Consider the following 13,344-nt stretch of genomic DNA (forward strand, 5'->3'; position numbering starts at 1 on the left):
CGCTGTTCGCAGCGGCCCTTTCTTCTCTAGAGTACCCGGACATCGAACCTCGCGGCTCTTCGCCTCGGGGGCCGGAAGGCGGACATGACCAACAGAGTGCTGCTTAACAACGTCGATCACGGCGACCTGCGCGTCGCCACGGGCCACGGGCCCGAGTTCGGCGACGCCATCAATCAGGTGCTGATCTTCCCCACCGAGTTCGAGGGGATCCAGCGCGAATATCCGATCTTCTTCCGCAAGGACGCCGACGGGGCGTTCCAGTCGGTCGCCCTGCTGGGCCTGGACCGCGACGAGAACCTGTTCCTCGAAGAGCGCGGCTGGAACGCCCGCTACGTGCCCGCGATCCAGCAGCGGGGACCGTTCTCGATCGCCCTGCGCGACGGGGGCGGCGAGCCGATGATCCACGTCGATCTCGACGACCCTCGCGTGCTCGCGGCGGAGGCCGAGGGCGGAGGCGAACCGGCGTTCCTGCCGGCCGGCGGCAACTCGCCCTATCTGCAGCACGTCGCCCGCCTGCTGGGCGTGATCTATGACGGGCTGGAGATCAGCAAGGCGATGTTCGCGGCCTTCGAGACCCACGGCCTGATCGAGCCGGTCGATGTCGAGATCAAGCTGGACGAGCACACCCAGTACGACCTGCCCGACCTCTACACGATCTCCCAGGAACGGTTCGCGGGCCTGGACGGCGCGGCGCTGGAGGCGCTGCATCGGTCCGGGTTCCTGGCCGCCGCCCAATGGGTCTTGTCGTCCCTGGGCAATGTCGGATTGTTGGTCGAGCTGAAGAACCGCAAGCGCGCCCGGGCTTGAGCGCGAACCGTCAGATCGAGGGAGCGAACATCCGATGATCGACATCGCTCGCAAGACCCCGGTGGTCGAGGGCCTGACGGCGGACCAGATTCCGTTCGACGAGATCCTGGCCCAGCAGCGGCCGACGATCTTCCGCGGCATGGCCCGCGACTGGCCGCTGGTGCAGGCGGGCCTGACCTCGCCCCGCGCGGCGATGGACTACCTGCTGGAGCATGATCGCGGCGAGCGCTTCGTCGGCTATACGGGCGCGCCGGAGATCAAGGGCCGCTTCGGCTACGACGAGGACGTCACCCGCCTGAACTTCCAGACCGAGCGCACGCCGCTGCGGGCGTTCCTGGAGCGGATCGAGCAGGAGCTCGAGATCGCCGGCGGGCCGTCTCTCTATATCGGCTCCAGCGACATCGACGCCTATCTGCCGGGCTTGCGGGCCGAGAACGACCTGGGCCTGGACCTGGTCGCCCTGGGCGACGAGACGCCGCTGGCCAGCATCTGGATCGGCAACCGCACGGTCGCCGCCGCCCACTACGACATGTCCAACAACATCGCCTGCTGCATGGTCGGCCGGCGCCGCTTCACGCTGTTTCCGCCCGACCAGATCGACAACCTCTATCCGGGCCCGCTGGACCTGACGCCGGGCGGCCAGGCGGTCAGCATGGTCGATTTCGACGCGCCGGACCTCATACGCTTCCCGCGGTTCAGGGACGCCCTGGCCGCCGCCCAGGTGGCGGACCTGGAGCCCGGCGACGTGCTGGTCTACCCCGCCCTGTGGTGGCACCAGGTCGAGGCGCTGGAGCCGTTCAACGTCCTGATAAACTACTGGTGGAACGCCGCGCCCGGCTTCATGGACACCCCCATGAACACCCTGCTGCACGGCCTGCTCAGCCTGCGCGACCGGCCCGATTTCGAGAAGCAGGGCTGGAAGCGATTGTTCGACTACTACGTCTTCGGCCCCGCCGACCGGGCGGGGGCGCACCTGCCCGAGGGCGCGCGCGGCGACCTTGGTCCGATGGACGACCGCAAGGCCCGGCGACTGCGGGCTTATCTGCTCAATCGCTTGAACCGCTAGAGCGTGGCAGCTGAAAGTGTGAGCGGTTTCAGCGGCGGCCACGCTCGAATATTAAACAGGGCCTGCCCCAAGGGGCAGGCACGGCGACCGGAGGGGACACCATGCAAGATCAGGTCGTGAAGAGGGTCGTCGTCGCCGGGGGCGGCACGGCGGGCTGGATGGCCGCGGCGGCGCTGGCCAAGCAGCTGGGCCCGCTGCTGGAGATCAGCCTGATCGAGTCCGACGAGATCGGCACGGTCGGCGTGGGCGAGTCGACCATCCCGACGGCCCGCACCTTCAACGCCCTGCTGGACATCGACGAGCCGGCGTTCATGCGCGCCACCCAGGCGACGTTCAAGCTGGGCATCTCGTTCGAGAACTGGGGCGAGATCGGCGACCGCTACATCCACTCGTTCGGCCAGGTCGGGAAGTCGAACTGGATGGGAAGCTTCCATCATTTCTGGCTGCAGGCGAAGGCGGCGGGCTTCGGCGGCGAGCTGGGCGACTACTGCTTCGAGCTGAAGGCGGCCGAGGCCGACAAGTTCTCGGTCGGCGAGGGGTTCGAGCTGAACTACGCCTATCACCTGGACGCCACGCTCTACGGCCAGTTCCTGCGCAGGATGAGCGAGGGCCTGGGCGTCAAGCGGATCGAGGGCAAGATCGCCAGCGTCCAGCAGAACGCCGAGACCGGCTTCATCGAGGCCCTGGTCATGGAGAACGGCGACCGGGTCGAGGGCGACCTGTTCATCGACTGCACGGGCTTCCGGGGCCTGCTGATCGAACAGACGCTGAAGGCGGGATACGAGGATTGGGGCCAATGGCTGCCGACCAACAGCGCCCTGGCCGTGCAGACCAAGTCGACCGGCCCGGCCGTGCCCTACACCCGCGCCATCGCCCACAAGGCGGGCTGGCGGTGGAAGATCCCGCTGCAGCACCGGGTCGGCAACGGCCTGGTCTACTGCAGCGACTACATGGGCGACGACGAGGCGCGCGAGACCCTGCTGGGCGCGCTGGAAGGCGACCGGCTGATCGAGCCGCGGCTGATCCGCTACGCCACCGGCCGCCGGCGCAAGACCTGGCACAAGAACTGTATCGCCCTGGGCCTGGCCAGCGGCTTCGTCGAACCGCTGGAGTCGACCTCGATCCACCTGATCATGATCGGCGTGACGCGGCTGATGCAGCTGTTCCCGTTCACCGGCGTCAGCGAGGCGGTGGTCGACCGCTACAACCAGCAGGCCGTCGACGAGCTGGAGAAGATCCGCGACTTCATCATCCTGCACTACAAGCTGACCGAGCGGACCGACAGCCCGTTCTGGGATCACTGTCGCACGATGGCCGTCCCCGACAGCCTGGCCCACCGCATCGAGCTGTTCCGCGAAAGCGCCCAGGCCTTCCAGGCCCCGGGCGAGCTGTTCCAGGTCGACTCGTGGCTGCAGGTCATGCTGGGCCAGCGGCTGCGGCCGACCGGCTATCACCAGATGGGCCGCCTGATGAAGCCCGAGCAGCTGCGCGGGGCGCTGGCCGACCTGAGCGGCAACATCGCCCGCGCCGTCGGCGGCCTGCCGGGCCACCAGGCCTTCCTCGACCGGTACTGCGGCATCCCGGCGTCCTAGAGCCTATTGGCGATCAGAGTTGGGCCGTTCAATTGCCTCCCAACTCCCTCTTTCGGTCGTCATTCCCGCCACAAGGGCGGGAATGACGGTGAAATAGCGAGCCACACTCGAACGTCGGTCGAGCCCTAGGTCCGAAGCCGTAGGTCGGTTGCCTACTTCAAGCTGCGCCTTTTCAATCAACCACCAATGCGCGATAGTTCGCGCATGGGTGGTTTTTGAACGAGTCTCAATCCTTGGTCTATCCGCGTCGCGCGGCTGGACGGGATGGGGCCGCCCCGGGAGGTCGCAGATTATGAAGACCCGCACGCGTTTCGCCGCCCTGGCCGGGGTCTCGCTGGCCGCCATGTCCCTGGCCGCCGCGCCGTCGCCCAGCCTCGCCCAGGCTACCGCTAAGGAGGCGGCCAAGCAGGCGCTGGAGAACGTCTTCGCCAACCCGCCCGCCGCCCTGCCGGAAGCCGAGGCGGCACCGCCTCGGCTCACCGGACCCCAGCTCCAGGCGCTGCCGCCGAGGGTCCAGGCCGCCGACACCTTCGTCGATCCGCGCCAGAACATCCTCTACAAGTTCTCGATCGAGTTCACCGAGGGCACGGTCCACAACCCGTGGACCCTGGCCCAGGACAAGGTGCTGCTGCGCTCGTACCACGGCTCGTCGATCGACCCGAACACGCCCTTCCTGGCCCCGACCATCACCATGCGCCCGGGCCAGACGGTGCGGATCGGCCTGACCAACGACCTGTTCGAGACCAAGGACGGCAAGCGCCTGCCGCCCGAGAAGTGCGTGATGCCGAAGGAGGGGGTCAACATCCCCCACTGCTTCAACGAGACCAACCTGCACGCCCACGGCCTGTGGGTCTCGCCGTCCGGCAACAGCGACAACGTGCTGATCTCGATCAATCCGGGCGTCACCTTCGAGTATGAATACAACGTCCCGTCCGACCACCCGGCCGGCACCTTCTGGTACCATCCGCACAAGCACGGCTCGACCGCCCTGCAGGTGTCCAGCGGCATGGCCGGCGCCCTGATCATCAAGGACGACCGCGCCCCGACCGCCACCACGCCCGGCGACATCGACGTGCTGCTGCAGGACGCCCAGGGCGCGCCCTTCGCCGACAAGGTGCTGATGTTCCAGCAGGTGCAGTACGCCTGCTTCGACGGCGACGGGAAGATCCAGAAATCGCCGAACCCGAAAGGCCAGCCCTGGATCTGCAATCCGGGCCAGACCGGCGAGATCCGCGACTACGAACAGCAGCTGAGCTTCTCCACCAGTTGGGCCAATTCCGGTCGCTTCACCTCGATCAACGGTAAGGTCCAGCCGGGAATCCAGGGCCTTCGGGCAGGCGTGTTCGAGCGCTGGCGGCTGATCCACGGCGGCGTGCGCGAGGCCGTCAATTTTCGCCTGTTCCCGATGAAGTCCGGCGCGCCCGACTGGTCCAAGGTGTCGGCCGCGGGCCAGGCCGAGTTCATGCGCAAATACTGCGCCGGGACCGCGCTGCCGATGTGGGAGGTGGCGCTGGACGGCCTTACCCGCTCGCAGGTGTTCCGCACCAGCGAGGCCCGCCTGCAGCCCGGCTATCGCGTCGACGTGGTGGTCCATTTCCCGACCGGCGGGAACTACTGCATCGTTGACGGGGCCAGCGACGCCCTGGGCAGCCCTTCGCAGGCGGCCGAGCCGATCAAGCTGCTGGGCGTGGCGGTGGTCGCGCCGGGCGCGCCGGCCGGCGATCCAGACCAGGCGCTGCGGAAGCTGATGGTCGCCGCCGCCGGGCGCAACATCCCCGACCAGCGGGTCGCGGCCGTGGTGGTCCGCGACCTCGAGAACGGCTTGGCGCTCTCGAAATTCGTCTGGCATCCGACGATCGCCAAGGAGGAGCTCAACGCCCCGCCTCAGGAGCTGGCCTTCAACATCATGACCGATCCGAAGGACCCGGACCGCAACCTGTTCCAGGTCAACAATCCCAAGCTGCCGCCGGACGAGAGCGGGTCCTACGTGCCCTCGCGTATCGACCGCACGGCCAATATCGGCGACGTGCAGGAGTGGCGGCTGACCTCGACGGCCGGTTCGCACCCGTTCCACATCCACGTCAATCCGTTCCAGGTGGTCAGCGTGGTCAACAGGGCCGGCAAGTCGGTGACGACCCTGGGCACGCCGGATTTCGACCCCGACTACGCCGGGGTGATCGACCAGTGGAAGGACACCCTGTTCGTCAAGGGCGGCTACAACATCATCACCCGCACCCGCTACCAGCGCTACATCGGCGAGTACGTCCTGCACTGCCACATCCTTGACCACGAGGACCAGGGCATGATGGCCAACGTCAAGATCGGCATCCCGGACGGCCTGGGCGGCACGGCCGAGGCGCATGGGCCGGGCGGCGGGCATGGGGATCATGGGGGGATGGCGCACTAGGCCTTTCGCGTGGGGTCACACCGGACTTGCCCCCACCTGACCGCTTCGCGGTCTGTCCGCCCCCATGGGGGGCGGAGGACGCGCCTCTTCCCCCTGTGGGGGAAGACGGTCGCGAAGCGACCCGTAGGGGGCAAGTGCTGGCCGCGCTATCCTACTCCGCCGCCTGCAGCCGCACCGGCGGCCTCGCCTCCACGGCCCCCACCAGCGGCAACCGCACCTGCACCAGCAACCCTTCGCCGGGCAGGCTCAGCCGGATATCCCCGCCATGCGCCCGGACGATCGAGCGGGCCGACGACAGCCCCAGACCCACGCCCTGCTTGCTGGAGGTCCGCGCTTCGACGCCGCGATAGAACGGGGTGAACACCCGCTCCAGCTCGCCGGCCTCCAGGCCGGGGCCCCGGTCGCGGATCTCGACCACCGTCTCGTCGCCCTCGAGATGCAGGGCCACCCGGGCGCTGTCGCCGTACTTGACGGCGTTGTCCACGAGGTTGGCGAACACCCGTTGCAGGCCCAGGACCGAGACCTCGACCTCGGCCGGCTCGCCCGGCTCCAGGGCCACGTCGGCGCCGGTGACCTCGGCCTCGTCGATCACGCATTCCAGCAGCGAGCGCAGGTCGACCCGCTGGCGGGCCCCGGCCTCGGCGTCCTCGCGCATGAAGGCCAGCACCGAGGTGATCATCGCCTCCATCTGGTCCAGGTCCTGGCCGATCTCGCGGCGCAGGGCGGGCGAGGCGCGCTCCAGGCGGAAGCGCAGGCGGGCCAGGGGCGTGCGCAGGTCGTGCGAGATGGCGCCGATCATCGCCGTGCGGTCGGTGATGTAGCGGCTGAGCCGGCCCTGCATGGCGTTGAAGGCCCGGGCGGCGCGGCCGATCTCCGCCGGTCCGTCGGCGACGATCACCCCAAATCCACTTGGCGAGGCGGGGTCGCGGCCCAGCTGCTCGGCGGCGGCGGCGAAGCCGGCCAGGGGCGCGGCCAGGCGGCGGGCGAAGATCCAGCCCAGCGGCGCGACCACGGCCAGCGACAGGGCGAACCACATCAGCACCCGGCGCTGCCAGTTGTTGGGGAAGGCCTCGGGCTGGGGCCGCAGGGTCACCCACTGGTCGGGGCCCACCCGCAAGGCGGCCACGAAGTCGCCCTCGATGAACGGCGGCGGGGCCAGGCCGAACAGGCTGCGGTTGACGGGCGCGGCCAGGGGGCGGCCGGTCGTGGCCTCGGGCTCCGGCGCGGGCGGGCTGGGCCGAGGCGCGGGCAGGGCGACATGCGGCGCGGCCTGGACCGGTTCGGTGACGGGCACGGCACGGGTCAGGGGCTGAGGCGGCGGCGGGCGCTTCAGGGTCGGCTCGCGCGCGGCCGCGTCGGCGACCGGGTCCAGCGGGGCGGACGGCTGGGCCACGCCCCGCAGCGAGTCGGGCAGGGTCACCACCCGCGAGCGGAACGGCGCGGCGAACAGCGGGTCGGCCGAGCGGCCGGCGTCGGCGGCGGTCGTCGAATAGCTGAAGGTTCGCTGGGTCCCGCCGGGGCCGGCGTCGCCCGACCGGAAGACGCGCTGTCCACCGACGGCGCGCGTCGTCCCGCCGGGCGATCCCGGGAAGCTCTGGCGGACCTGGACGCCGCCCCCCTGACCCGTGGCGCCGCCCATGGGCCCCATCGGTCCGCCGACGCCGACGCGAACGCCGCCGCCGCCGCCGGGTCCCGGTCCCTGCGGCAGGGTCTGGGCCTCGGCATAGGTGGTGAACAGCAGCAGGGCCAGCGGCGGATGGCCGGGGCGGCGGCTCTCGGTCCCGGCGAACGGCGGCGGCGCGTAGAATAGCAGGCGCACGTCCTCGCGCGGCACGTTCAGCAGGCGGGCCAGGTCGGCGCGGGCGGGCTCGGAGGCCACCCAGCCGGGGCTCTGCAGGCTGGGCGGCTGAGTCTCGACCGTGCGGACCAGCGGCCGGTCGCTGTCGTTGTCGGGCACGGCGCCGCGCAGGCCGGCGGCGATGTCGGCCAGGGTGTGGTGCATGGCCGGAGCCGGCGGCAGCAGCACGGTCAGGACCAGGGTGACGGTCTGGGCCACCACCAGGCCGGCGATCAGCAGGGCCAGGATCTGGAAGGCGATCGGCGGGCTGGGCCACCGCTTGAACAGGCCCCCCCGGGCGGTCATTCGATCGTGACCTTGGCGTCCAGCATGTAGCCCATGCCACGATAGGTGCGGATCAGGGGGTGCTCGGACTGGGCCTCGATCTTGCGGCGCAGGCGGCTGATGTGCAGGTCGACGCGACGGCCCAGGTTCTCGACCGTCTCGCCGGCGATGATGGTCAGCAGCTCGTCGCGCGACACCACCGAGCGGGCGTGGTCGACCAGGGTCGACAGGATCGTGAACTCGCCCGGGGTCAGCAGCAGCAGCACGCCGTTGGGCGCGGTCAGCTGGCGGGCGGCGGCGTCCAGCTTGAAGCCGGCGAACAGCCGCACGTCGCTGCGCGGGCCCTTGCCCCCGGCCCGGCGGCGCAGCAGGGCCTTGACCCGGGCCAGCAGCTCGCGCGGCGGGATCGGCTTGACCACGTAGTCGTCGGCGCCCAGCTCGAGCCCGACGATGCGGTCGACCGGGTCGCCCAGGGCGCTGAGCAGCAGGATGGCCGGGCCGTCGGTCCCTGACACCTGGCGGCACAGCGACAGGCCGTTCTCGCCCGGCAGGTTGACGTCCAGCACCAGCACGTCGACCGGACGGGTCTCGATCACCTCGCGAGCGGCGGGCACGCTGGCGGCCTGGCGCACGGTGTAGCCCTGGGCGACCAGATAGCCGGCCATCTCCTGGCGCAGCACGTCGTCGTCCTCGACCAGCAGGACGGTGGCGGTTTCGGAGGGCAGGGGCTGGATCATGGCGGCTGGCATACCCCCAGAATAAGGCGCGGCCGGGACCTTCGCCATGGGCGAAGAGTCGCGGTTGGGCCGTTTTTCAGGTCTTCAGGCGTCTTTTACGAGATAGATTTGTATCGACGCCGAAACATTACTGTATCTGTCGGATACATTACTGCTCATCTGCTTGCGTGACGGGTCATTCGGTCGGGCTTAGCCGCCGCGTTCCACGCGGCCCAGGGTCTTGTCGACCAGGGCGTCGAGGTCCCCCGCGTCGTCGCCGAACACCGTCAGGTCGTCGGACGTGGCCTGGGCGAACAGGGTCACGGCCTCGTCGGAGGCGGCGAGCAGGGCGACGGCGGCCTGCGCCTCGGCGGGCGGCCAGCGCTCAAGGTCGGCCCCCAGGCTGGCGAGGCTGGCTTTGAACTGGGCGATATCCATGGCTACAGATCTTCTTCTGTCTCTGGAGATTGGTCTTCAGCGCCTGCCGCCCCCGTTTGAGGAGCGACCGCACCGCCTGTTCCGAGCAGTCCAGGACGTCGGCGATTCTACCAACGTCCAGCTCCTCGAAATAGAACATTGTCAGGGCCTGGTTCTGGCTTTCCGGCAGGCGGTCCAGCGCCTGGCGAAGGCCCTTGGCCCGTTCGATCCGTTCCAGCCGGCCCAGGGCGTCCTCCGGCGCCTCGGCGCGGACGTCGGCCTCGGCCAGGCGGTTGATAACCTCCTGCGGCTCGGGGCTGGCCCGCGAGACGCCGCGCAGCGAGCGGCGGCGATCGATGGCCTTGTTGACCGTGATCCGGTGCAGCCAGGTCGAGAACCGAGCCTCCGGCCGCCAGTCGGTCCGCGCCTTCCACGCCGAGACGAACACCTCCTGGGCGACATCCTCGGCCTCGTGCAGGTCGCCCAGCACGTTCAGCGCCAGGCGGCGCACCATCCGCAGATGGCGCTCGACCAGCGGCCGGAAGGCCGAGGGCTCGTCCCCGGCGCAGGCCAGGAACAGATCCTCGTCGGAACGGGTGTCGGCAAGATCAATGTTCGTCGAATGCGGCATTGTCTCAGTCCAAATCAGAGTGCGTCTGAAAATGAACTTGGCAAAGTGCGTGCCACATTTCGACTAATGACGTTAGTAAATCGAGCCGTTATTTGATGGTAATTCTCGACATTATCATTCCTTACCTCTGAGACATTTGCAAAACGGTTGGAGAAGATCCAGTGATTTTTGATACGAAGGCGACATAGTGCTTCGACGGGTGGCCTCGGTCAGCGTCTCCAGCAACGATCGGTAAAAGCCGCGCAGCATCGCGCCGTCCGGTCCGGCGGCCGAAAAATCGAGGCTCGTCGACAGCACCATCAGGATCTGGGTCGCCCGAGCGGCGTGACGGCACATTTGATCCAGCGCCTTGGCCTCGTGGGCCGATTTTGCCGAGGCGATCGCGCGGTGCAGCTCCTCGTGCACGGCGGCGAGCACGTCGCGCGGGTTCTGGTTGAGGCTGCGGGCGGCGGCGTATGCGCCCAAGGCTCTGTTAGTCGTCGTCATCGCTGCTGGCTCCGAGAATGGCTTTGATCTGGGCTTGGAGAAGCTGGGCGGCCGAGAGCTCGCTCTCCATGGCCGCGTACTTGTTGACCAGCTTGGTGCGGTAGTCCTCGGCGTCGGTGCGGATGTCGTCGGACTTGCTGGTCAGGTCGGTGTCGATGTCTTCCAGGCTGGCGATCTGCGTCTGGATCGCGCCGTTGGTGGTGTTGGCGAAGCCGTTCAGCAGGCTGGTGATCCGGTTGGCGAAGCCCTGCTCGACCTTGATCGCGATCGCGCCGGTGGTGGCGGGGGACAGTGCGAAGGACAGGCCCTCGTAGAGCGTGCCCTTGGCGCCGGTGATCAGGCTGCCGGCCACGGTGAACAGGCTGGCGTCGCCGCCCACCGAAACGCCGGTGATCACCCCGTCGATCGCCGTGACGTCCAGGCTGAAGTCGAACGACTGGGCGGTGCTGTTCTTCATCAGCTTCAGGCCGGCGTTGTCGCTGGTGAAGCTGGTCTCGAAGAAGCTGGCCACGGCCGACAGGTTGGTCAGCAGCAGGTCGTCCAGGGTGGTTTCGCTGGACAGCTCCAGCTGGTTGTTGGCGTCGAAGGTGATGCCCAGGTCGGCCAGGTCGGCGACGTCGTCGGAGGCCGAGGTCGGCGAGCCCGACAGCACCGCGCTCAGCTGGCGGTTGGCGTCGCGCAGCAGGCTGTCGGCGAACAGCACCGCGTCTTCGGGCACCGTGCCGTCCGAGCCCACCGTCTGGTTGGTGGCCACGAAGTCGCGCAGGGCGTTGTAGGCGGTGATGAAGCTGGTGATCGCCGTCTTGATGTCGTCGTAGTTGGCCTCGACGTCGAGGGTGACGGTCTGGTCGGTGGCGGTCGTCTGCAGCAGCGAGATCGACAGGCCCGGCACGACGTCGGTCAGCTCGTTGCCGTCGTTCTCGATGGTCAGGCCGTCGATGGTGACGATCGACGGCTGGGCGGCCTGGAGTTCGGTGGCGAAGGCGCCGGTCGAGTCCGTCAGGCCGATGCCCAGCGCCACGTCGTCGCCCGAGGTGGTCGAGACGGTGATCGCCTGGTTCGTGTCGCTGGTCGACAGCACCAGCCGCGCCCCGGCGCTGGTGCTGATCACCGTGGCGGTGACGCCGCTGGTCGAGGTCTGGGCGTTGATGGCGGTCGACAGGCCGACCAGGGTCATGGTCGCGGTGACCGTGATGTCGACGGCGGTCCCGTCGGCGGCGGCGATCGACATCACCCCGTCCAGGCCCAGGGCCGTGGTCGACGAGGTCTGCATGGCCGAGGCCACCTTCTGGGCCTTGGCCAGCTGGGTGACGGTGATCTCGTAGGACGAGGCGACGGCGTCGCTGTCGGCGCTGACCGCGAGGATGTCGGTGGCGTCGGCCCCGTCCGAGGCGGTCAGATAGGCCTGCTTCTCGTCGAAGGCGTTGGTGCTGGTCGAGATGGCGCTGTAGGTCGACGAGGCCAGGTCGGACATCGAGTCCGACACCGCCTGCAGCAGCGACTGCAGGGTCTGGTACGACGAAATCCTTGTCTTGTTGGCGGTGACCTTGGCGTCGATCGTGTCGGCGCGCGCGGTCTTCTGGGCCACGGCCGCGTCGATGATGGCGTCGGTGTCCAGGCCCGACACCGTGCCGGTGACGTAGCTGGTCGAGCCGGAGGTCGAGACGGCGCTGGTCGTGGTCATGGCGGACCTGGCGGGGTTGATCGGGGAAAAGAAGCGGGAGGGTCAGGGAGCCCTCCCGCCAAGGTGACGGACGCCGAGCGGGGAGCGCCGGCGCCCGCCTGTGGGCGGCCTACTGCAGCAGCTTCAGCAGCGACTGGCTCATCTCGTTGGCCTTGCCGAGAGCGGCGATGGCGGCCGAGGTGAGGGTCGAGGCGTTGGTGTAGTTGGTCTGTTCCGACGCGATATCGACGTCCGAGATCGCCGACTTGGCCGACTGCAGGTTCTCCAGCGACGTGGAGATCACGTCGCCGCGGTACTCGAAGCGCGACAGGGTGGCGCCGACATTGGCCCGGGCCTCGGAGACCTGGGTGATGGCGGTGTCGATCGCGTCCATCGCCGTGGCCGCCGAGGCGGCGCTGGTGATCGACGTCGCGTCGATGCCCAGGGACGCCGTGTCGGCGGCCTCGAGCTTGACGCTGATCGTGTCGCTGCTGCTGGTGCCGACCAAGAAGTCGACCCCCGTACCGTTGGTGTAGGCGCTGGTTCCGGTTCCTGCCGTGGCCGTCCAGGTGACCGTGTTGACGGAGTCCGCCAGCAGGTCCTCGGCGGTGGCCTTGGCCGTGCCCGTGGCGTTCAGCAGCAGCGCGCCGTCATCGTCGACATAGTCGCCGACCTCGACGGTGGTCGCCGTGCCGTCGGCCAGATAGCTGACCGCGCCCAGGCTGGTGTTGCCGGTCGCCACCTTGAAGTAGTCGGTGTCGAGCGTACCGGCGGCGCCGGCCGTCCCCAGGGTGGTCGCGACCGAGGTACCGCTGCTGGACAGCAGGTCCACCCCGTTGAAGTTGGTCGTCGACGCGATGTCGTCGATTTCGTCCTTCAGCTGGGTGTATTCGGCGTTGATGTAGCTGAGGTCGTCGGTGCTGGAGCTGCCCGACTGCGCCTGGGCCGTCAGCGACTTCATCCGTTGCAGGATGTCGGCGATGTTGGACAGGGCGCCGTCGGCCGTGTTCAGCACCGAGGTGCCGCTGGTGACGTTGGTGGCGGCTTGGTTCAGCACGGTGATGTCAGCGTTCATGGACGTGGCGATGGCGAGGCCAGACGCGTCGTCCTTGGCGCTCACGATCCGCGAGCCGCTCGACAGCTTGGCCAACGATTCACTCTGCGCGGTCGAGTTGTTGTTCAGGTAGCGCAGGGCGGTGTTGGCCGCTGTGTTGGTTGAGATGACAGGCATTTTCTAATCCGGCTCTCTAGCTAGAGGCCGCTGCCGGACGACCCGGAGCGGAAAGCCTCCCGCCGTTCTGCGCGGCCAGGCTTCACGGGTTGAACGAGGCCTCCGCGCCGGATGGGGCGGTGTTTTTTTGAGCCGCGCTCCTTCTCCCCTTGCGGGAGAAGGTGGCCTCGCGGAGCGAGGTCGGATGAGGGGTTGATAAGCGGATC

At 68.6% G+C, this 13,344-nt stretch carries 11 protein-coding genes; 4 read left to right on the plus strand and 7 right to left on the minus strand.

Annotated features, from left to right (window positions below):
* The first annotated feature begins 84 nt into the window (after window positions 1-84).
* The 4 genes from AC1DMQ_RS00825 (at window position 85) to AC1DMQ_RS00840 (ending at window position 5,872) form a co-directional block, all read left to right on the plus strand.
* Window positions 85-807 (plus strand): SapC family protein, encoded by a 723-nt coding sequence (locus AC1DMQ_RS00825; RefSeq protein ID WP_477031650.1) that lies wholly within the window; start codon window positions 85-87, stop codon window positions 805-807.
* A gap of 34 nt (window positions 808-841) precedes the next feature.
* On the plus strand, window positions 842-1,873 hold the full coding sequence (locus AC1DMQ_RS00830; RefSeq protein WP_477031651.1) for a cupin-like domain-containing protein: 1,032 nt from the start codon (window positions 842-844) through the stop codon (window positions 1,871-1,873).
* Between the two features lie 101 nt (window positions 1,874-1,974).
* Entirely contained in the window at window positions 1,975-3,465 is a 1,491-nt protein-coding gene (locus AC1DMQ_RS00835) for a tryptophan halogenase family protein (RefSeq protein WP_477031652.1), read from the plus strand.
* A 292-nt stretch (window positions 3,466-3,757) separates the two neighbouring features.
* On the plus strand, window positions 3,758-5,872 hold the full coding sequence (locus tag AC1DMQ_RS00840) for a multicopper oxidase family protein (protein ID WP_477031653.1): 2,115 nt from the start codon (window positions 3,758-3,760) through the stop codon (window positions 5,870-5,872).
* Window positions 5,873-6,023: 151 nt separating this feature from the next.
* Here the strand turns inward: AC1DMQ_RS00840 and AC1DMQ_RS00845 are convergent, their stop codons facing one another.
* The 7 genes from AC1DMQ_RS00845 to AC1DMQ_RS00875 all read right to left on the minus strand — a co-directional run bounded on the left by AC1DMQ_RS00845 (window position 6,024) and on the right by AC1DMQ_RS00875 (window position 13,138).
* Window positions 6,024-8,015 (minus strand): sensor histidine kinase, encoded by a 1,992-nt coding sequence (locus tag AC1DMQ_RS00845; protein ID WP_477031654.1) that lies wholly within the window; start codon window positions 8,013-8,015, stop codon window positions 6,024-6,026.
* On the minus strand, window positions 8,012-8,731 hold the full coding sequence (locus AC1DMQ_RS00850; RefSeq protein WP_477031655.1) for a response regulator: 720 nt from the start codon (window positions 8,729-8,731) through the stop codon (window positions 8,012-8,014). Before AC1DMQ_RS00850 ends, AC1DMQ_RS00845 begins: the two co-directional genes overlap by 4 nt.
* Window positions 8,732-8,920: 189 nt before the next feature.
* A complete protein-coding gene (locus AC1DMQ_RS00855; RefSeq protein ID WP_477031656.1) occupies window positions 8,921-9,148 on the minus strand; it encodes a hypothetical protein in 228 nt (75 codons plus the stop codon).
* Window positions 9,096-9,758 carry an RNA polymerase sigma factor gene (locus AC1DMQ_RS00860; RefSeq protein ID WP_477031657.1) on the minus strand — a complete coding sequence of 221 codons (663 nt, stop codon included), beginning with the start codon at window positions 9,756-9,758 and terminating at the stop codon, window positions 9,096-9,098. Before AC1DMQ_RS00860 ends, AC1DMQ_RS00855 begins: the two co-directional genes overlap by 53 nt.
* A gap of 114 nt (window positions 9,759-9,872) precedes the next feature.
* Window positions 9,873-10,244 carry a flagellar protein FliS gene (locus tag AC1DMQ_RS00865; protein ID WP_477031658.1) on the minus strand — a complete coding sequence of 124 codons (372 nt, stop codon included), beginning with the start codon at window positions 10,242-10,244 and terminating at the stop codon, window positions 9,873-9,875.
* A complete protein-coding gene (gene fliD / locus AC1DMQ_RS00870) occupies window positions 10,231-11,928 on the minus strand; it encodes a flagellar filament capping protein FliD (protein ID WP_477031659.1) in 1,698 nt (565 codons plus the stop codon). Before fliD ends, AC1DMQ_RS00865 begins: the two co-directional genes overlap by 14 nt.
* Before the next feature lie 109 nt (window positions 11,929-12,037).
* On the minus strand, window positions 12,038-13,138 hold the full coding sequence (locus AC1DMQ_RS00875) for a flagellin N-terminal helical domain-containing protein (RefSeq protein WP_477031660.1): 1,101 nt from the start codon (window positions 13,136-13,138) through the stop codon (window positions 12,038-12,040).
* Between the last annotated feature and the right edge of the window lie 206 nt (window positions 13,139-13,344).

The organism is Caulobacter sp. 05L422 (genome assembly GCF_056397765.1).

What these genes read in the sequence shown, in the direction of transcription:
- fliD (WP_477031659.1), bottom strand. Translation starts at nt 11,928, where the DNA reads ATGACCACGACCAGCGCCGTCTCGACCTCCGGCTCGACCAGCTACGTC.
- AC1DMQ_RS00830 (WP_477031651.1), top strand. Translation starts at nt 842, where the DNA reads ATGATCGACATCGCTCGCAAGACCCCGGTGGTCGAGGGCCTGACGGCG.
- AC1DMQ_RS00855 (WP_477031656.1), bottom strand. Translation starts at nt 9,148, where the DNA reads ATGGATATCGCCCAGTTCAAAGCCAGCCTCGCCAGCCTGGGGGCCGAC.
- AC1DMQ_RS00850 (WP_477031655.1), bottom strand. Translation starts at nt 8,731, where the DNA reads ATGATCCAGCCCCTGCCCTCCGAAACCGCCACCGTCCTGCTGGTCGAG.
- AC1DMQ_RS00865 (WP_477031658.1), bottom strand. Translation starts at nt 10,244, where the DNA reads ATGACGACGACTAACAGAGCCTTGGGCGCATACGCCGCCGCCCGCAGC.
- AC1DMQ_RS00840 (WP_477031653.1), top strand. Translation starts at nt 3,758, where the DNA reads ATGAAGACCCGCACGCGTTTCGCCGCCCTGGCCGGGGTCTCGCTGGCC.
- AC1DMQ_RS00825 (WP_477031650.1), top strand. Translation starts at nt 85, where the DNA reads ATGACCAACAGAGTGCTGCTTAACAACGTCGATCACGGCGACCTGCGC.
- AC1DMQ_RS00845 (WP_477031654.1), bottom strand. Translation starts at nt 8,015, where the DNA reads ATGACCGCCCGGGGGGGCCTGTTCAAGCGGTGGCCCAGCCCGCCGATC.
- AC1DMQ_RS00860 (WP_477031657.1), bottom strand. Translation starts at nt 9,758, where the DNA reads ATGCCGCATTCGACGAACATTGATCTTGCCGACACCCGTTCCGACGAG.
- AC1DMQ_RS00835 (WP_477031652.1), top strand. Translation starts at nt 1,975, where the DNA reads ATGCAAGATCAGGTCGTGAAGAGGGTCGTCGTCGCCGGGGGCGGCACG.
- AC1DMQ_RS00875 (WP_477031660.1), bottom strand. Translation starts at nt 13,138, where the DNA reads ATGCCTGTCATCTCAACCAACACAGCGGCCAACACCGCCCTGCGCTAC.